The sequence below is a fragment of the Streptomyces sp. NBC_01431 genome, assembly GCF_036231355.1.
Classification (GTDB): Bacteria; Actinomycetota; Actinomycetes; order Streptomycetales; family Streptomycetaceae; genus Streptomyces.
Genome location: NZ_CP109496.1, coordinates 7347773 through 7367438 on the forward strand (window position 1 = coordinate 7347773; position 19666 = coordinate 7367438).

A 19666-nucleotide genomic window follows, 5' to 3' on the forward strand; every position below is an offset into this window, starting at 1 on the left:
CGACGGCGGATCGCAGCGGTCTACTCGTCCGGGTGACGGCTGCCGCTTTCGGGACGGAGCCCGCTCACCGCGCGGCAGACTCGGGGTCCAGTTGGGCGGGCGGCCCGGTGCGATGCCGTTGGGGGAGAGACATGACGAGTGGATCCGGAAGCGTCCTGCTGGCCTTGCGTGAAGACCCGCTGGCCGGTGGGATCGGCGGGGAACAACTGCGCCGCATCGGAAAGGAGTTGGAGAACCGCGGCATGGAGGTGCGGTGGGCCAGGACCGCCGAGGGAGCCTGCGCGGCGCTGCGCACCGAAGCTGGAATGACGGCTGCCGTCGTGGCCTGGGACCTGCCGTCCGAGAGCGGTGGGGCCGCCGAGGGCGGCGGTGGGGCGGTCCTGCGGCAGATCTCCCGGCGCTTCAAGGACCTGCCCGTCTTCGTGGTGATGGCCGAGGAGTCCGATCAAGGCCTGGACCGGCTGCCCCTGTGGGTGGCCGAGACCGCCGTCGGCTACATCTGGCCGCTCGAAGACACCCCTTCCTTCATCGCGGGCCGCATCTCCAGCGCGGCACGCGCCTACGGGGACGCCGTCCTGCCGCCGTTCTTCAAAGCGCTCCGGCGTTTTGACGACGCCCACGAATACTCCTGGCACACCCCCGCACACGCGGGCGGCGTGGCCTTCCTGAAGTCACCGGTCGGCCGGGCGTTCTTCGACTACTACGGCGAACGGCTCTTCCGCACCGATCTGTCCATCTCCGTAGGGGAGTTGGGGTCCCTCTTCGAACACAGCGGGCCCATCGGCGACGCGGAACGCAACGCCGCCCGCATCTTCGGCGCCGACCGGACGTACTTCGTCCTGCACGGTGATTCCACCGCGGACCGCATGGTCGGCCACTACTGCGTCACCACCGACGAGATCGCCCTGGTGGACCGGAACTGTCACAAATCCGTCCTGCACGGTCTGGTGATCTCCGGGGCCCGCCCGGTCTACCTCGTTCCGACCCGCAACGGATACGGGCTCGCGGGTCCGCTCCCCGCGAGCGAACTCGCCCCCGCGGCGGTCGCCGCCCGCATCGGAGCCCACCCCCTGGCGCCGGGCGCCATCTCCACCCGGGCCCAGTACGCGGTGGTCACCAACTCCACCTATGACGGCCTGTGTTACGACACGGTGCAGACCGCGCGGGCCCTGGCGCCCAGCACTCCCCGCCTGCACTTCGACGAGGCGTGGTTCGCCTACGCACGCTTCCACCCCCTCTACGCCGGCCGTTACGGCATGGCGGTGGGCCCGGACACCTTCGAAGGCGAGCAGCGGCCCACCGTCTTCGCCACCCAGTCCACGCACAAGCTCCTCGCCGCGCTGTCCCAGAGCGCCATGGTGCACGTGAAGTCCTCGCCCCGGGCGCCCGTCGAACACGCCCGGTTCAACGAGGCGTTCATGATGCACGGCACCACTTCGGCGCTGTATCCGGCGATCGCCTCGCTGGATGTCGCCGGGGCGATGATGGACGGACCGCAAGGAGAATGGCTGGTCAACGAGGCGGTCACCGAAGCGGTCCGGTTCCGGCAGGCCGTCGTGCGTACCGGGCGCCGGATCGCGGCGGCAGGCGACCGGCCGACGTGGTTCTTCGGTGTCTGGCAGCCCGAGACCGTCACCGACCCCGACACCGGGGCCAGTACGCCGTTCGCCGACGCCTCGCCCGCGCTGTTGGCCGCCGACCCGCGGTGCTGGGAGCTGGAGCCCGACGCCGAGTGGCACGGATTTCCCGGCCTCAGCCAGGGTCAGTGCATGCTCGACCCCATCAAGGTGACGCTGACGTGCCCCGGCGTCACGGCCGCGGGCCGCAGCGAAGCGTGGGGCATCCCCGCCCGCATCCTGACCGCCTATCTCGCGGGACGTGGCATCGTCGTGGAGAAGACCGACACGTACACCACGCTCGTCCTCTTCTCCATGGGCATCACCAAGGGCAAGTGGGGCACCCTGATGGATGCCCTGATGGACTTCAAGGCCCTCCACGATGCCGACACCCCGCTCGGCCGCGTGCTTCCCGAACTGGTCGAGCGCCACCCCGCCCGCTACGGCCACAGCACCCTGCGCGGTCTGTGCCAGGAGATGCACGAACACCTCACGCGCGCGGACCTGATCGACGCCCTCGACACCGCCTTCCGGGACCTGCCCGAACCTGTCGCCCCACCCCAGCGCTGCTACCAGCAGTTGATCCGGGGCGGCACAGAACGCCTCCGCCTGGCGGAGGCCGCGGGACGGGTCGCTGCCGCCATGGTCACCGTCACTCCGCCCGGCATCCCCGTCCTGATGCCGGGAGAAGCTCTCGGCGCCTGCGATGGACCGGTCCTGCGCTACCTCGCCGCGCTGGAGGCGTTCGACCGCGCCTTCCCCGGTTTCCACAGCGAAGCCCATGGCGTCGTCATCGACCCGGACACGGGCGATTACCTCATCGAATGCGTACGCCAGGACAGGCCGCTGGGGCCGTGACACGGCGGCGCCCCCGGGCAGCGGGTGAACCGTTGCCCAGGGGCGCCGTCATCAGGCCTTTCTCGCGGCAGGCGTCAGTACCTCGTGCGTCAGTACTTCGTGGTGACCGTCACACCGCTGAACGCCGTCTTCGCGTACAGGCTGATGTACCGGTATCCGGCAGTGCTGTTGGTGACCGTGATGCTCTCGGTGTTGCCACTGTGGACGGAGCGCGCCGTGTAGCACGTGCTCGTCGCCCACGTGGTGGGGTTGTAGTAGAGGTCGGCGTTTCCGGTGCCGCCCTGCGTCGTGATGTTCAGGGTCACCTTTCCAGCCGGCAGGTAGAGGAACAGGTAGTCCAGGTTGCCCGCCGTGGCCGACCTGCCCGAACGGGAGCAGTTCTGGCCCATGACGCGGTTGTCCGCACTGGTGCAGGTCGGCAGGCCGCCGGTCACCGTGACGGACTTGGTGGTCGTGGAGCTGAGGCCCTTGGCGTCGGTGACGGTCAGCGTGATCGTGTACGTACCGGCGGCCGAGTACTGCTTGGAGGGGTTGGTCGCGGTGGAAGTGCTGCCGTCGCCGAAGTTCCACGAACGAGCGGTGATGGTGCCCGCGGCGTCGGTGGACTTGTCGGTCAGGTTGACCGTCAGGCCGGAGACCGCCGCGTCGAACGCCGCGGCCGGTCCAGTGTGCGGGCCGGCGCAGGCACCGGCGGCGCAGGCGTCGAGCCACGTGGTGAAGTCGGCGTCGTAGCGCGTCCCGATGCCGGTGCTGTAGACGGCGTACCCGCCGGCGTAGTCACCGGCGCGGAACTTGGCCAACATGTTCTGGACGTCGGCGGGGTGCTTCTCGATCATGTAGCGGACGGCCAGGTACCCCCACGGGTAGGTGCGGGTCAGGTTGGAGTTGGCGTACGAGCTCTGCCACAGCGTGCTCAGCGCGTAGGTGTGCTGTGCGGCGTCGGCGATCGCCTCGGTGTCGGCGATGCCGCGGTAGCTGTAGGAGACGTACTCGGCGAAGCCTTCGATCCACCAGATGTCCGGGACGGCCTGACCGGCGTTGAAGTCACCGGCCATGTCGTAGCGGCCGTCGAGGTAGTGCGTGTACTCGTGGTTGAGGTTCCAGATGTCGCCGGGGAAACCGTCGCCCACGCTCTTCACGTACGAGAGGAAGCGGGCCTGGTTGGCCGGGTCGGAGGGGTTGCCCTCCAGGTATTCGCCGCCGTTGTTGGTGCTGTTGCCGAAGATCCAGCCGGAGTAGGTCTGGTAGTCCTTGGGGCTGGCGAACGTGACGATCTGGATGTTCGTGTTGTTGTCGCCCGCGACCGGGCCGTTGTCCTTGACGATGCCGTGGAAGTAGGCGTCCTGGCCCTTGATGCTGGTGCACGCGGCGGCCAGGGCGTCGTTGGTCAGGGACTGGGCGCGGAAGGTGTGCCCGGCGTCGCACGGGTAGGTGATCGGCAGTGCCGCGGCGGTGAGCTGGGCCACGAAGTCACACGTGCCGTAGTACGAGCACTGGGCCTTGTCGTAGGTGTCGGTCATGCCGGCGACCCCGACCCACAGCGGTGCGCTCGGGCCGGTGATCGACGAGGCGTTCAGCAGGCCCTTCGCCAGCGGCCTGACCTTGGCCTGGAGCGCCGACGTGTCGAGGAAGCGGGTCATTTCGGTGCCGGCGTTGGAAGCCAGGTAGAACCAGTTGTCGTTCAGCTTGTCCCGGTGGTTCAGCACGAACGTGCTCAGCGTGTCGATGATGCTCGGGTCGGCGGTCACGTTGGTGATGAACGCGGGGTTCCAGTGCCCGCGGAAGAGCGGGGTGAACACGTCGTTGACGGCCGTGTCCATGCTCCAGAAGGCGTCGAAGGAGCTGTTGTAGGCGTTGAGCACACTCTTGTACGTGTTCAGGTAGCGGCCCTGCTCGTTGGCGCTGTCCGTCAGGACGAGGACCTCACCCAGGACATCGCCGTTCGCCGAGCTGACGTCCAGGAAGTGTGAGGACGCCACATAGGTGTCCAGCGCGCCTTCGATGGCCGTGGCCAGCGTCGCGCCGTAGGGACCGACCGCGGAGGCGTTGTTGGACTGCACGTAGTACCCGGCGCGCAGGAACAGCACGAGCTGCCACACCTCGGTGGAGTTGTCGCCGGGGTAGGTCTGCGCCGCGCTCTGGAACGCGTTGGCGACCGTGACCATCTGCGCTTCGCGGAACGCGTTGTAGGCATCGGTGCCCGTGAGGTTGAAGAGCGTGTTGACGCAGTCCATCGTCGAGGCCTTGATGAAGGCGACCAACTCGGACCCGCTCCGGCTGCCGAAGTCGGCCGGGGTACAAGACGCGGCAGCAGCACCGGCCGCCGCTCTCCCCTTCACCGGCGCCTGCGACGGAACCGGTCTGTTCGGGGGCAGTTGGGCGGCGGCGAGCGGGCGGTGCTGCACAGTGGCGCGGTCTGCCAGGTCAGCGGTCGAGCCGACCGGTGGCGGCACGGCCCGTGCCTGGGGCGCGGGTACGGCCGCGGGTTGCCGGGCCGCTCCTTGCCGGGCGTCCGCGGCCGCGGCTCTGCCCGGCTGGGCGAGCAGGGCGATGCCAAGGCACAGTGTGAGGGCAAGTATCAGGAATCCGGTGAGACTTCGTCGTTCCGGTTGGGTGTTCACGTGCCGCCTCCCAGCGGTGTGAAGGCCGCGCTCCGGGGCGCGGCAGGTGGGGGTACCGCGGGCCGTCGGCCGTCCGGTCTGCCCGTCACTGGGTACGCGAAAGGCAGGACCCGGTGGCCCGCGGTCGAGCTGCGCCCATGGCATGAGCACAACTCGTGCCTTGTAAAATTGCACATGTCACATGTGCTTGGAAGAGGATTGCGGGTAAACCCGAGGCAATTCCTGGGACAACCGGGTCGACGCATCGGGAGTCGAGCGGCTGACCGCCGCCCCTTGACTGGCCGTCAGTTGGGTGAACAGAGGCTGAATCAGCGCCAGTTGGGGCGCGTCCACTTGCTGCGTCGCCGCACTCCAGCCGCCGATGCACCCGCCGCGGACGCCTCGGGCCGGGAGGCAAGACCGGGTGCCGCGATGCGGCAGCCCGTGAGGGCCCAAGGTGTACGTGACCCGGCTGCCGGCCAAGCGGCAGCCGTACGGGGTGTACCCGTCGTCCAGCGGCCGGTCGGGTGAGTCGCGCCGGATTTACTGGTGGACGTGGCGGGCTGGGGGCACATCCCTGGTGTGGATGCCGTCGAGAGGGAAGGTGTGGGAGGTGCGGGAGTTCACTGACCCTTTCCTCGATTTCGCGCGCCGCCGCCGGGAACCCGCGGTGGTGCAGACCCTGCGTTCCACGGCGGCGGCGGTCATCTCCTATGTGGTGGCCCTCCATCTGAGCAGCGAACCCGCGCCCCTCACCGCCCCGTTGACGGCCCTCCTCGTGGTGCAGGTCACCCTCTACACCACCCTGGTCACCGCGGTGCGCAGGGTGAACTCCGTGATCGCGGGCGTACTCCTCGCCGTCGGCTTCAGCGCTCTGGTGGGACTGACGTGGTGGAGCCTGGGACTGATCATCCTGGCGGCGCTGGTGGTCGGACGCTTCGTCAAGGTCGGTGAATTCGTCCCCGAGGTGGCGATCAGCGCGATGCTGGTCCTCGGTGTGACCCGGGTTTCGGCGACCGCCTGGGACCGCGTGCTTGAGACACTCATCGGCGCGGGCGTCGGCATGCTGTTCAACGTGCTGCTCGCGCCGCCGGTATGGGTGGAATCCGCGGGCGGGGCCATCGAGGAGCTCGCCGCGCGGATGCGGCGTCTGCTGCTGGACCTGGGGGAGGAGGTCGGCGGCCACACGCCGGTGGCGCGGGCCGCCGCCCGCCTCCATGAGGCCCGGCGGCTCGACCACGACATCGTCCAGGTGGACGTCTCCCTGCGCCAGGCCGAGGACAGCCTCCGGCTCAACCCGCGCGTCAAGGAAGGGCTGCTGTCGCGGGTGGTGCTGCGCACCGGCCTCGACACCCTGGAGATTTCGGCGGTGGTGCTGCGAGTGGTGTGCCGCTCGCTCACCGACCTCGCCAAGGAACGTACCGAGGAGTGGCTCTTCGAGCCGGATGTGGGACTCGCCCTGCGGGACGTCTTCGAGCACCTCGCCCGAGCTGTCGAGAGCTTCGCGGTGTTGATCACCACGCAGGTCAGCGCCAATGCCGAGGAGGCGGAGGAGCGGCTGGCGGCTGAGCTGACGGCCGGGCGCGTCAGCCGTGACCGGGTGGCCGACCTGTTGCTCGCGCAGGTGCAGCGGCATCCCCGGCAGTGGCAGCTGCACGGGGCACTGCTCGCGGAGATCGACCGGATCCTCGACGAACTCGACGTGGAGAAGCGCTCCCAGCGCCTGGTCGAGGAGCTCGACCGGCAGTCGCGGGAACAGCGGCAGCGCTTTCGTGTCCTCAGCCGCGTCCGTCAGCGCTTGCGGCTGCGGGAGGCCGAGGAATTGCTGGAGCCGGGCGCCCGAGGGCGGCGCGAGTGACGCTCGATCGCCGGGCGCCCCGGGTGGCTGGGCCACCCTGATGTGCCCTTGAGCCGTAGGTGACTCATGCCTCGTGGGTTATGAGCACATGGCGAAATGGGTCGTGGAAGGCACGGACGACCGCCGTTAGCGTCAAGGGCGTAACCGAGGTTCCGACAGGGGAGACCAGCGATGAGTCAGCAACACGCCGCTCCGGACAGTGGTTTCAGCAGCTATGTGGAGGCCGTTCTCGATGTGCTGTCCGCCGAGCCGGCGCGGGCGGCCGTCACCACTGCGGAGGGGCTGGTGATCAGCGCGGGGGAATTCCGGGACCAGGTCCACCGGCTCGCCGCGGAGCTGGGAGAGCGTGAGGTGAGCCCCGGCAGCACGGTCGCTCTGCTCACCGGCAACACCGCCGAAGCCCTCATCGCCCGCTACGCCGCCAATCTCGCCGGTGCCCGGGTGGTCGGGCTCTACGAGGGTACGAGCGCGCCCACCATGGCCCACATCATGGCGAGCGTGGACAGTGACCTGATGCTGGTCGACAGCCAACGACACGCCACCGCAAGGGAGTTGCTGCACCTGGACGGCGTTCCCCCGACGCTCTCCCTGGGGCCGAGCGGCTTCGCACCGGACGTACTGGCCATGGCCGCGCGGCGCCCGGCGCGGCCGATGGGCGGCCTGGTGGGGCCGGACGACGACTGGTGCATCCGGCACACCGGGGGAACCACCGGCATTCCCAAGGGCATCCGAATGAGCCACGCATCCCACCGCCTGGCCCTGGACCGGTCGCTCGCCGGCGCGGGCGACCCGCCCAGCTACCTGGCCTGCACCGCTCTCGCCCACCTCGCCGGGATCTTCGCCGACAAGACGCTCTACGAGGGCGGCCGGGTGGTGCTTCAGCACGGTTTCGATGCCGGGGAGGTGCTGGCCGCCATCGAGCGCGAGCGCATCACCCACACCTGGCTGCTGCCGCCGCTGCTCTACCAGGTGCTGGACCACCCGGGCCTGACGGGCGCCGACCTGTCCAGCCTGCGCCGGATCACCTACGGCGGCACCGCCGCCTCACCGGCCAGGCTGCGGCAGGCGGCCAAGGTCCTGGGGCCCGTGCTTTACGGCCTGTACGGGCAGGCCGAGACTCAGCACATCGCCGAAGCGGGCCCCATGGAGCAGGAGTTGACCGGAACCGGCGGGCACCTGACGGTCGGCCGTGCCCTGCCCGATGTGGAGGTCGCCATCCGGGACGCCGACGGCATCACCCTGCCGCCCGGCGAGCGCGGCGAAGTACGGGTGCGCTCGCCCTATGTGATGCGCGGCTACTGGAAGCAGCCGGGGCTGACCGCCGAGGTGCTGCGGGACGGCTGGGTGCACACCGGTGACGTGGGCTACCTGGACGCGGAGGGCTACCTCTACATCGTGGGGCGGATCAAGGAGATGATCGTGGTCGTCGGGGGCCACGTCTATCCCGCGGAGTTGGAGGAACTGCTGCTCGGCCACCCCGCCGTCGCCCAGTGCGCGGTCTTCGCCAGCCGGGACGACGAGTCCGTGGAGCACGTCCACGCCGCGGTGGTGCCCGCCGTCGGTGAGCGGCCCACTCTGGAGGAGATCCGCACCTTCGTCACCGCCCGCATGGGCAGGCTCTACGCTCCCGATGCCCTGCACCTGGTGCCGGAGATCCCGCTGACCGCGGCGGGCAAGCCGGACAGGCGGGTGCTGGGAGCGAGGGTGTCGGACGGCTGACTGCGGCATGGCGGAACCGCGGTGCGGGCGGCATGGTGGTACGGCAACACAGCGGTGAGGGCGGCACGGCGGTACCGGCGTCCGGTTTGGAGCCGGGCGCGAGTACCCCTGTGGCGGGTGGTTGACTGCGGGGCATGGACTTCGCGCGACGGCACCCTTCATGTGCTCACACCACATGTCGGTCCGTGCCGACCAGCTGTTCCGGTGGTGGTGCGCCACCCCCGTTCGACCCCGAACTGAGCCTGGCGCTGGGGTCGTTGGGGGACAGGGTGAGGAAGCCGTTCACCCCCGAGAACCTTGCGGCGCGCCAGGAGCGGGATGCCGCTGCCCGGCCCAGGCCGACGGCCTCGGACCTCCAGGCCGACGGGCGCTTCGAGGTGGAGGAACTGCGTGTGCCGGGAACGGGGTCCGGGCCGGACGTCACGCTCGTGAGCGCGCGCCCGGCCGGGGCCGGCGGGCCGCTGCCGCTGCTGTACTACCTGCACGGGGGCGGAATGATCATGGGCAACGCGTGGTCCGTACTCCCGCGACTGCTGCGCGAATGGGCGCTCGTCCTGGAGCTGGCCGTCATGTCGGTCGAGTACCGGTTGGCACCGCATGCGCGGTATCCGGGGCCGGTGGAGGACTGTTACGCCGGATTCGTGTGGGCGGCGGCGCACGCGGCCGAGCTGGGCGTGGACGCGGACCGCGTTGTCATCGGCGGAAAGAGCGCCGGCGGCGGGCTCGCCGCCGCCCTCGCCCTGCTCGTCCGTGACCGTGGGGGGCCAAGGGCCATCGGGCAACTGCTCCTGTCCCCGATGCTCGACGACCGAAGCGACACCTTCTCCGCCCGGCAGATGGCAGGCGTGGACACCTGGGACCGAATCTCCAACACCACGGCGTGGCAGGCGTTGTTGGGGGACCGGTACGGCGCCGCGGACCTGCCGCCCTACGCGGCTCCCGCCCGCGCCACGGATCTGTCCAGGCTGCCCCCGGCGTACATCGAGGTCGGCTCGGCCGAGACTTTCAGGGACGAGGGCGTGGCCTACGCCAACGCGATCTGGCAGGCCGGCGGCCAAGCCGAACTGCACGTATGGCCGGGAGCCTGCCACGGCTTCGACACCTTCGCACCGCAGGCGACCCTCAGCCAGGACGCTCGCGATGCCCGTTCCCGCTGGCTCCGGCGCATCCTCACGCGGCCCGACGCAGCCGTCGGCGGCGACCGGGACGAGGCAGAAGCAGTGTCAGGTGGGCTCAACGCTGCGCCCGTGCGGCCCGGTTTCCCATAGCCCCTACAGTTCCCGGTCGGTCGCCAACTCCACTGCGATGCAAGGCGGTTGGGCCCGGCAGGCGGGAGGTGCGTGGTGGTGCCGGTAAGGACCGGTACCGCCGTGAATCGGCAGCTGGCGCGGGCCGCTGATCAGCGCCGGGCCGCCCTTCACCGCGAGAGGTGAAAGACGGCTCCCACGGCGAGGACGCCGCCCGTGTGGCGTCGGGTCAGCTGCGGTCGGCCGTGCCGCCGTTGCTGGGCGCGGCGCGGTGGCCGTGGCCGCCGGGGCGGGGTGTGGCACCGGCGTCGCGGATGCTGTCGCGCGCTGCCTGGGCGACCGCGTCGGCGGTGATGCCGAACTCGGTGTAGAGGCGCTGGTAGTCGGCGGAGGCGCCGTAGTGCTCCAGGCTCACGATCCGGCCCGCGTCGCCGACGATCTCGCGCCAGCCCTGCCCGACGGCCGCCTCGACGCTGACCCGGGCCCGCACCGCGGGCGGCAGCACCTCGTCCTGGTAGTCGGCCGGCTGGTCGGCGAACCACTCGCGGCACGGCATGGAGACCACGCGCACCGTCAGGTCCTGCGAAGCGAGCAACTCACAGGCTTCCAGGGCGATGTGGACCTCGGAGCCCGTGGCCACCAGGACGACGTCCGGTACGGAACCGGAGCCCCGCTCGCTGAGCACGTAACCACCGCGCGCGGCCCCGGACGCCGGGGCGTGGCCGGAACCGGGGCCCCGGTCCAGGACGGGCAGGTTCTGCCGGGTCAGCGCCAGTCCGGCGGGCCGGTCGGTGTGCTCCAGGATGGTGCGCCAGCACACGGCCGTCTCGTTCGCGTCGCCGGGTCGCACGACGTCCAGACCGGGGATCGCGCGCAGCGCCGCCAGGTGCTCGACGGGCTGGTGGGTGGGGCCGTCCTCGCCGAGCCCGATGGAGTCGTGCGTCCACACGTACACCACGGGTAGTTCCATCAGCGCGGCCAGCCTGACCGCCGGGCGCATGTAGTCGGAGAACGTCAGGAACGTCCCGCCGTAGGGGCGGGTCAGGCTCTGCAGGGCGATGCCGTTGAGGATCGCGGCCATGGCGTGCTCGCGGATGCCGAAGTGGAGGGTCCGGCCGTAGGGGCCGCCCTTCCACATGGCGGTCTGCCGGTCGGGGGGCAGGAACGAATCCGCGCCCTCCATCGTGGTGTTGTTGCTCTCGGCGAGGTCCGCCGAACCACCCCACAGCTCCGGCAGCACCGGCGCCAGCGCCCCCAGAACCTGGCCGGAGGCCTTGCGGGTGGCCATGCCCTTGTCGTCGGCGGGGAACTCGGGCAGTACGTCGCTCCAGCCGTCGGGGAGCTCCTGCTCCCGCAGCCGGTCGAGGAGTTGGGCGCGCTCAGGGTGCGCCGCACGCCACGCCTCGTACTCCTTGTGCCACCGGGCCCGGACATCGGCGGCCCGCTCGCCCACCGCGCGGGCCCGCGCGAGAACCTCGTCCTCGACGACGAAGGAACGCTTCGCGTCGAACCCCAGGAGTTCCTTGGTGGCCGCGACCTCCTCGTCGCCGAGCGCCGAGCCGTGCGCCTTTCCGGTGTTCTTCTTGGTCGGCGCGGGCCAGCCGATCACCGTCCGCAACTTGATGAGGGACGGCCGCCCCGTCTCGTTCCTGGCGGCCTCGACCGCTGCGAGCAGAGCGTCGACGTCCTCGACGTACTCGCCGCCACTCGTCCAGTCCACGCTCTGCACGTGCCAGCCGTACGCGGCGTAGCGCGCGGGCACGTCCTCGCTGAAGGAGACGTTGGTGTCGTCCTCGATGGAGATCTGGTTGTCGTCGTAGAACACCACCAGATTGCCGAGCTCCTGGTGGCCGGCGATGGAGGCGGCCTCGGAGGTGACGCCCTCCATCATGTCGCCGTCCGAGGCGATCACGTACACGTGGTGGTCGAAGGGGCTCGTGCCGACGGCGGCGTCGGGGTCGAGCAGGCCCCGCTCGCGCCGGGCTGCCATGGCCATGCCCACGGCGCTGCCGAGCCCCTGGCCCAGCGGGCCGGTGGTGATCTCCACGCCCCGGGTGTGCCGGTACTCGGGATGGCCGGGTGTCGCCGAGCCCCACGTGCGGTAGGCCTCAAGATCGGACAGTTCGAGACCGTAGCCGGACAGGTACAGCTGGATGTACAGCGTCAGGCTGGAATGCCCGCAGGACAGCACGAACCGGTCCCGCCCCAGCCACTGGTCGTCGGCCGGGTCGTGCCGCATCACGTTCTGGAACAGCAGATACGCCAGGGGCGCCAGGCTCATCGCCGTGCCGGGGTGGCCGTTGCCCACCTTCTGCACCGCGTCCGCGGCCAGCAGCCGTACGGTGTCCACGGCCCGCACGTCCACCGAGTCCCACCCGGCCCGCCGCGCCCGTGGCAGTGCCAGGGACTCGTCCCGGCCGGACAGTGCGTTCGCGTTCGAGGTCTGCGGATGCTGATTGGTCATCGTTGCTGCTCCTTGGCGTACTTCTGGGGACGTGGAAGCCGTGAGCCTGAAACCCTGGGTCCCAGTCTCCGGGTTCTCCCTCTGCCTCCCGGGTACCCGCGCAGCGCGCCCCCACCGGACGGAGTAGTCACGCGGTGGCCTGGGCCGCGGGGCCGACCGCCTGTTTCATCGGGGACTGGCAGGGTAGCCAGCAGCGGCGCGACCCGCCGCAACCGCACATGAGGAGGCCGACCGTGGCGTCGACAGGTGAACTGCCCCCCGATCGCGGCGACGGTGACGAAGACGCGCAAGTGATCGTCGTGGGTGCGGGACCCGCGGGCTCGACCGCCGCCCTGTACCTCGCCCGAGCCGGCGTGGACGTCCTGCTCCTGGAGAAGAGCGCCTTCCCCCGGGACAAGGTGTGCGGTGACGGCCTCACCCCGCGGGCCGTGCACCAGCTGGTCCGGATGGGCGTCGACATCGACGCACCCGGCTGGACGCGCAACCGCGGGATGCGGTGGGTGTGCGGTGGCCGTCAGGTCCACATCGACTGGCCGGCCCTGGGCGGCCAGCCCGACTTCGGCCTCACCCGCAGCCGCCACGACTTCGACGACATCCTCGCCCGCCAGGCCCGTGCCGCCGGAGCCCGACTGCGTACGGAGGTCAAGGCGACCGGTCCGCTGACCGACCGAAGCGGGCGCATCACGGGTGTCAGCGCCCTCGCCGGAGCGGACAAACAGCCCCGGACCTACCGTGCGTCCCTCGTGATCGCTGCCGACGGTGCCTCCGCCCGGACCGCCCTCGCCATGGGACTGCGACGCGACCCCCTGCGGCCCGTCGCCACCGCCGGCCGTCGCTACTACCGCAGCAGCACCCGCACCCACGACCCCTACCTGGAGCTCTGGGCCGACCTGCGTTGCTCCCGTACCGGCCGTGACCTGCCCGGATACGGATGGATCTTTCCGCTCGGCGACGGACGCGTCAACGTCGGCCTCGGCGCGCTGCCGCACCGCAACCACGGCTCCATCGACCTCAGGGCCACCCTGGACCAGTGGCTGGCCCGGCTCCCCGAACAGTGGGGTCTACGGGAGGAGAACGCCGATTCGCCCCTGCGCAGCGCCGCTCTGCCCATGGGCTTCAACCGCCGCCCGCAGTACAGCCGCGGCCTGCTTCTCGTGGGCGACAGCGCCGGCATGGTCAGTCCATGGAGCGGCGAGGGCATCGTCCAGGCGATGGAGGCCGGTGAAATCGCCGCGGAGGCCACCGCTCTCGCCCTGCTCCGCCCGAGCGGCGCCGCGCGCGAACAAGCACTGGTCCACTACCCCCGGGAGGTCAACCGCCGCTGGGGCCGCTACTACCGGCTCGGCAACTCCGCCGCCGACGTGATCCTCGGACGGTACGGGTACCGCCCCCTCCTCAACCGCCATGTCATGGCATCCCCCGCTCTGGTCCGCACCCTGGCCCGGCTGTTGACCCACGTCGCCGACGAACCCTCCCACGACCTCATCGACAGAACCCTGCACACCCTGCTGCGCCTGGTGCCCTCACCCTCCACGCACGAGAAGACCCCGCGCGGTGAACACCGGGCACCATGTGTGCCCCGCCCACCGTCCACGTCGTGACCATGGCCCGCTGCCATACTCCACCCATGAACGCGAGGACGAAGACGGACGGAATACCGACGGCCCCCGTGGTGTCCGGCTCCGTGTCGGACCGGCCCATCGCGTGGGCCATGCGCCCGGCGCGGTCCGCGGATGTGGAGGCGATAGCGGAGCTGAAGGCCGTGGTGATGCGTGCGGACCTGGAGCGGTTGGGCCGTTTCGACGAGCACCGGGTCCGGCAGCGGTTGCGGGATTCCTTCTCCCCGCGCTACACGTCGGTCATCGAGGCGGACGGTGCCTTCGCGGGCTGTGTCACCTTCCGGCCGGCGGACGACGGACACTGGCTTGAGCACTTCTATCTCGCCCCCGGCGTCCAGGGCCGGGGCCTCGGCTCGGCCGTCCTGCGGAGCCTGTTGCAGCGCACCGACGCCGACGGCGTGCCGGTCCGCATGATCGTCCTCCAGGGCAGCGCCGCCCAACGGCTCTACGAGCGCCACGGGTTCACCGTGGAGGCCGAGGACCCGATCGACGTCCGCCTGGTGCGGCCCCCGGCTGGGCGAGCCCATTCCGGACGGTGACCCGGGCGCCGGAACGCCGCCGCTGGCGGCCGGACTCCGCTCGCGCCGGTCAGCCGGCCGGGGTGCGTACGGCCTGGCGGACTTTCGCCGCGGTGTCGGCGTCCTCGTCCAGGGTGACGCCGGTGCCGCCCGAAGCGAAACTGTTGGGGTCGATCACGGTGACCTGGCCGAGCGTGGAGTGATCGGCCCAGACACACACCGGGTAGGTGGTCGCGGGGTCCGACGGGGCGGTGGGATCCGAGACCTTGAGCATCTGGCATTTCATGACGGCGTCCTCAAGGCCGCCGGGGGCCACGTTCTGGGGTACCCCCACGGCCGTCCTCTTGTCCCCGGGCCCCCGCGAGTCGGTGAGCCGGGCGATCTCGTGGTCGACCGCCCGGTCGGGGTCGTCGATCGTTCCCCAGGCTCCCGAGAACTGCACCTGCTGCCGTGAAGCGGATGACCCCGACTTGTAGTGGGCGGACACCCCCTTCGCGTTCCGGATCCCCGCCTCGGCGTACGAGGTCATGTCCTTGTCGGTGATCCGGATGATGATGTCGGGATCGATCACGAACACCCCGTCGAGCAGGCTCGGCGGGACCGTCAGCTTGTACGGCCTGGGCGGCAGAGAGGCGCCCGCGGACGTGGCGGCCGGACCGGTGTGGTCCTCGCCGAGCAGAAAGCCGGCGGCCCCGGCCACGCTGATGGCCACGACGACGGCGGCCACGAGCAGCGTCTTGGTGGTCCGGCGTGCCGCAGGCGGAGGGGGCGGCGGCACCGTTCCGTACAGGGGCGGCCCATATCCAGGGGCGGCCGACTGCGTGCCGTGCGGCGGCGGCTGATGGTGGCTCACGTCTGGGCTGACCTCTCCCGATCGTCTTCTGTCGCGCCCCATCCTGGACGACAGCCCGCGGACCGCGTGACGCAGGGTGGGGCCCCGGACCGCGACCGTCGTCCGGGCCCGTCGAGTGCTGGGCGAATCTCCCGTACGGCGGGACGGCCCCGGGATCGGCATCATCACGGGTGATGATGCCAACTCCCTTGCCGGGCACGCCCGTTGCGGGTAGCCGACTCAGTCGGATGGACGATCATCAGTGACGTGGCGGCGGCCGAATTGAAGTTCACCGAGGGGCTCGCCATTGAAGTTCACCAAGAGGCTCGCCGAACCCGGCGCCGCAGTGGGGTAGCGGTCACGACCCGGTCAGCCGCTCAATGGCCTTGAGCGCGCGGCCCGCTCCGTCCTCCGTGGCCATGTGGCGCGCGGCGGTCGCGGCCGCCCGGGTGTAGGACGCCTGCCGGGTTACTCGGCCGAGCGCGTCGGCCAGCCGTTCGACGGTGAGAAAGCGGAGGGGGACGGGGTCCGTGGCGGCCCCGATCGAGGCGAGCCGCGCGGCCCAGAACGGCTGGTCCGCGGTCACCGGCACCGTGACCGACGGCACTCCGGCGCGCAGCGCGGCCGCCGAGGTGCCCGCGCCGGCATGGTGAACCACCGCGCCCAGACGGGGGAACAGCAGGGCGTGCGGTGTGTCCCCGATGGTCAGGACGTCATCCCCGTCCGCCGCGATCCCCGCACTGCCGGACTGGAGAATCCCGCGCAGCCCGGCCCGCCGCAGGGCGCGTACGGCGATCTCGCTCAGGCGCTCGCCCTCCCCGGCCGCCATGCTCCCGAAGCCGATCAGGACGGGACGGGGTCCCGCGGCGAGGAAGTCCTCCAGGTCAGTGGGCAGCCGCCCGGCGGCGTCGAGGTACGGCCACCAGGTGCCGACGACCTCCATGCCGGAGCGCCAGACCGGCCTCCCGTACAAGAGGCGCGAACGCGTCCGTGGTGGCCAGGGCGACGTCGTACCCGGCACGGCGGAGTTCGCCGCCCAGCCCGGTGTAGGGCGCCACATCGCCGCGCGATCCAGCTGTGGCGATCAGGATTCTCATCGGTCTTCCTCGGATTCGGTACGGGAGTCACAGCTGCGCCGGGCGTTGGCGTGGATCGCCTCGCACAAGTAGCCGGCGAGGCCGCGACGTTGCTGGGACTGCGGTACGACCAGGGCGAAGGCACGAGGATCGGCGGCGAAGTCGTCCGCGATGCGCCGGTGTACGTCGGGCGGGCAGGGCGTGAACCAGCGGGTGAGATGTTGGCGGTGCTCCTCGGCGTGGTCCATGGCTCGGTCGCCGTCGCCGGGCTCCCCGTCGGCGAAGGCCGCGAGCAGCTCCGCCGCCAGGCGGCGGCCTCGCCCATGAGGCGCCGCCAGTCCTCCTTGGTGTGGGCGGACGCGCGGGCCATCGCCTGCCGGTGTGCGTCCGAGTGCTCCCACTTCACCTGCGCCTCGGTGGCGTAGCTGAGGTCGAAGGTCACCTCACCGAACACCTCGGCGCGCTCCTCGGGTCTCAGCGACACCCCGGTCCGCTGCACCTCGATGGCCCGCTCCGTCGCCTCGTCCAGGCGCTGAAGCCTGGCGATCTCTGCCCGCAACTCCTGCTGCCGGGACCGTAGTTGAGCCAGCACCTTCGCCTGCGGACCATCGAGAAGGGTGGCGGTCTCATCGAGGGAGAAGCCGAGTCCGCGGTAGAAGAGGATCTGCTGGAGGCGGACCAGATCGGCGTCGCCGTAGCGCCGGTAGCCGGCGCGACTGCGCCCGGTGGGGGAGAGCAGACCCGCCTTGTCGTAGTGATGCAGGGTGCGCACGGTCACCCCGGCGAACGCCGCGACCTGCCCCACTGAGTAACTCATCCACCCGTCCTTTCGCCCGGCCCCAGCCTCAAGCCTGACGTAGGGGGAGGGTCAACCCGCGAACCGGCCGGCGGCCCCGAGGGCGGCGCCGCCTTCACGGTCACCCTGCCGCCGGGCCGACACCCGGGTGAGTCCGTGCGGCACGTCCGCGCATTTCCCGCACAATGCGCCGCTGGTCTCCTGGCACCCGGTAGACAGGGCCATGACCATCAACACCGCATCGGCCGCCGTGGGCGGTACTGGACGGCTGCATCGCCTGGGGCGCGGGTGCGCCCGGCACGCCTGGCGGGTCGTCATCGCCTGGCTGGTCCTGCTCGTCGCGTTCGGCGCGGCCGACGCGTGCTGGGGCGGCAGCTTCGCCGACAGCTTCTCGCTGCCGGGCACCAGTACCCAGACCGGCGCCGACCTGCTCAAGGCCCACGGCGGTACGTCGGGGACGGCGGCTCCGATCGTGATCAAGTCCGACCGGGGTTCGGTCGCCGGCCACCGGTCCTCCGTCGCCGCGACGGTGAAGAACCTCGAGCACCTGGCGGAAGTCGCCTCCGTGACCAACCCGCTGACCACCCACGGCGCTGTGTCCGCCAAGGGCGACATCGCCCAGATCGTCGTGACGTTCACCCGCGATCCGGCGGGCTTCGACCACTCCTACGTCGGCAAGGTCGACACCGCGGTCCGGCCACTGCGCGCCGACCACGTCACCGTCGACTACGGCGACCCGCTGGGACAGCTGGCCGCGCCGAAGTCCGCCGACCGGACCTCGGAGATCATCGGCCTGGGCGTCGCCGTGCTGGTCCTGCTGATCGGCTTCGGCAGCGTCGCCGCCGCCGGACTGCCGCTGCTGACCGCGGTGCTCGGCCTGGCCGTCGGACTCGGCGGACTCGGCCTGCTCGCGGCGCAGTTCAGCTTCGGCAACGCGGCCCCGACCCTGGCCGCGATGATGGGCCTGGGCGTCGGCATCGACTACGCGCTCTTCCTCTCAACCCGCTACCGCGCGCTCCTCGGCGACGGCCTGGAACCCGCCGAGGCGGTCGGCCGCACCGTGGCCACCAGCGGGCGCTCCGTCCTGGTCGCCGCCGCGACCGTGGCCATGGCGCTCGGCGGCCTGTATGTCTCGGGCATGAGCTTCGTCGGCACGCTCGGCGTCGCGGCGGGGCTGACCGTCGTCGTCACGGCGGCCGCCTCGGTCACACTCACCCCCGCGCTGCTGGGACTGCTCGGGCACCGAATCGACCGCCTCCGCGTCCGCACGCCGGTCGCCGAACCCACCGGCACCCACGACATCTGGCACCGTTGGGCAGCGAGGATCGCCCGTCGCCCGTGGCTCTTCCTCACCGCGGGCCTGCTCCTGCTCGGGCTCCTCGCCGTCCCGGTCGCCTCGATGCACCTGGGCCACGTCGACGCGGGCGCCCAGCCCACCACCAGCACCGACCGCCGGGCCTACGACCTCATCAGCCAAGGCTTCGGTCCCGGCGCCAACGGCCCGATCACGGTCGTCACTCAGCTCGACCACAAGCAGGTCGCCGACCAGGCCCGGAGCCAGGCCCTCGCAGGCACGCTGCGACACGACCTGGCGGCCGTGGCGGGCGTCGCGTCGGTGACGCCCCCGAAGCCCAGCCCCGACCACGCCGTGCTGGTCACCAGCCTCACCCCGACCACCGGCCCGCAGGACCGGGCCACCACCGACCTGATCCACACGCTCCGGCACAAGACCGTGCCCGCCGCGCTCTCCGGCACCGGCGCGACCGGCTTCGTCACCGGCCCCACCGTCGCGGGCCAGACCTTCACCGACACCCTCGTCGCCAAACTACCGCTGATCATCGGCGTGGTCGTGGCCGCCGCGTTCGTACTCCTGCTCTCCGTCTTCCGCAGCCCGCTCGTCGCGCTGAAGGCCGCCGTACTGAACCTGTTCTCCCTCGCCGCCGCCTACGGTGTGGTGGTCGCGGTCTTCCAATGGGGCTGGGGCGGAGCGTTGTTCGGTGTCACCGAGAAGGTGCCCGTCGAGTCGTACGTGCCGATGATGATGTTCGCGATCGTCTTCGGACTCGCCATGGACTACGAGGTCTTCCTGCTGTCCCGTATCCGCGAGACGTGGTTGCACCGCGGCGACAACCATCTGGCCGTCGCCACCGGCCTGGCCGCCACGGCGCGCGTCATCACCTGCGCCGCCCTCATCATGACCAGCGTCTTCCTGGCGTTCATGCTGTCCCCGAACGTCGTGGTGAAGATGCTCGCGCTCGGTCTCGGTGTCAGCGTGATCCTCGACGCGACCGTGGTCCGCCTGCTGCTCGTACCAGCGACGATGTACCTGCTCGGGCGCGCGAACTGGTGGATCCCCGGGTGGTTGGACCGCCACCTCCCGAGGCTCGACCCGGAAGGCCCCGCGGCCGAGCCGGCACCCGCATCCGCTCCGGTACCGGCGAAGCAGTACCAGGGATGAGCCGC

11 protein-coding genes and 2 pseudogenes are annotated in these 19666 nt (G+C 70.9%); 7 read left to right on the top strand and 6 right to left on the bottom strand.

What is annotated here, in order from left to right; all coding sequences use genetic code 11:
• Positions 1-131: 131 nt before the first annotated feature.
• Positions 132-2474 (top strand): Orn/Lys/Arg decarboxylase N-terminal domain-containing protein, encoded by a 2343-nt coding sequence (locus OG522_RS33595; protein WP_329466817.1) that lies wholly within the window; start codon positions 132-134, stop codon positions 2472-2474.
• Positions 2475-2563: 89 nt separating this feature from the next.
• On the opposite strand, the gene OG522_RS33600 is transcribed toward OG522_RS33595, so the two are convergent.
• Positions 2564-5095 carry a collagenase gene (locus OG522_RS33600; RefSeq protein ID WP_329466818.1) on the bottom strand — a complete coding sequence of 844 codons (2532 nt, stop codon included), beginning with the start codon at positions 5093-5095 and terminating at the stop codon, positions 2564-2566.
• Positions 5096-5687: 592 nt separating this feature from the next.
• On the opposite strand from OG522_RS33600, the gene OG522_RS33605 reads away from it, so the two are divergent.
• From OG522_RS33605 to OG522_RS33615, 3 genes are all read left to right on the top strand, one after another.
• Entirely contained in the window at positions 5688-6932 is a 1245-nt protein-coding gene (locus tag OG522_RS33605; protein ID WP_329466819.1) for an FUSC family protein, read from the top strand.
• Positions 6933-7103: 171 nt separating this feature from the next.
• On the top strand, positions 7104-8651 hold the full coding sequence (locus OG522_RS33610) for an AMP-binding protein (protein ID WP_329466820.1): 1548 nt from the start codon (positions 7104-7106) through the stop codon (positions 8649-8651).
• Positions 8652-8920: 269 nt separating this feature from the next.
• Positions 8921-9919 (top strand): alpha/beta hydrolase, encoded by a 999-nt coding sequence (locus OG522_RS33615; protein WP_329466821.1) that lies wholly within the window; start codon positions 8921-8923, stop codon positions 9917-9919.
• A gap of 208 nt (positions 9920-10127) precedes the next feature.
• On the opposite strand, the gene tkt is transcribed toward OG522_RS33615, so the two are convergent.
• A complete protein-coding gene (gene tkt / locus OG522_RS33620) occupies positions 10128-12362 on the bottom strand; it encodes a transketolase (protein ID WP_329466822.1) in 2235 nt (744 codons plus the stop codon).
• A gap of 218 nt (positions 12363-12580) precedes the next feature.
• On the opposite strand from tkt, the gene OG522_RS33625 reads away from it, so the two are divergent.
• Both OG522_RS33625 and OG522_RS33630 read left to right on the top strand, forming a co-directional pair.
• Positions 12581-13963, top strand: a complete 1383-nt coding sequence (locus OG522_RS33625) for a geranylgeranyl reductase family protein (protein ID WP_443074778.1) — start codon at positions 12581-12583, stop codon at positions 13961-13963.
• 110 nt (positions 13964-14073) lie between these two features.
• Positions 14074-14520, top strand: coding sequence for a GNAT family N-acetyltransferase (locus OG522_RS33630; protein WP_329467835.1), 447 nt, complete (start codon positions 14074-14076; stop codon positions 14518-14520).
• Between the two features lie 49 nt (positions 14521-14569).
• Here the strand turns inward: OG522_RS33630 and OG522_RS33635 are convergent, their stop codons facing one another.
• The 4 genes and pseudogenes from OG522_RS33635 to OG522_RS33645 form a co-directional block, all read right to left on the bottom strand.
• Positions 14570-15352, bottom strand: a complete 783-nt coding sequence (locus OG522_RS33635; RefSeq protein ID WP_329466824.1) for a hypothetical protein — start codon at positions 15350-15352, stop codon at positions 14570-14572.
• 337 nt (positions 15353-15689) lie between these two features.
• A pseudogene (locus tag OG522_RS33640) lies at positions 15690-16313 on the bottom strand (glycosyltransferase); the annotation flags it as partial.
• Positions 16216-16428 carry a glycosyltransferase gene (locus OG522_RS41305; RefSeq protein ID WP_443074779.1) on the bottom strand — a complete coding sequence of 71 codons (213 nt, stop codon included), beginning with the start codon at positions 16426-16428 and terminating at the stop codon, positions 16216-16218. The pseudogene OG522_RS33640 and the gene OG522_RS41305, both read right to left, overlap by 98 nt.
• Positions 16425-17224: pseudogene (locus OG522_RS33645) on the bottom strand (MerR family transcriptional regulator). The gene OG522_RS41305 and the pseudogene OG522_RS33645 overlap by 4 nt, the downstream one beginning before the upstream one ends.
• 202 nt (positions 17225-17426) lie before the next feature.
• On the opposite strand from OG522_RS33645, the gene OG522_RS33650 reads away from it, so the two are divergent.
• Positions 17427-19661, top strand: coding sequence for an MMPL family transporter (locus OG522_RS33650; RefSeq protein WP_329466825.1), 2235 nt, complete (start codon positions 17427-17429; stop codon positions 19659-19661).
• The last annotated feature ends 5 nt before the right edge of the window (positions 19662-19666 follow it).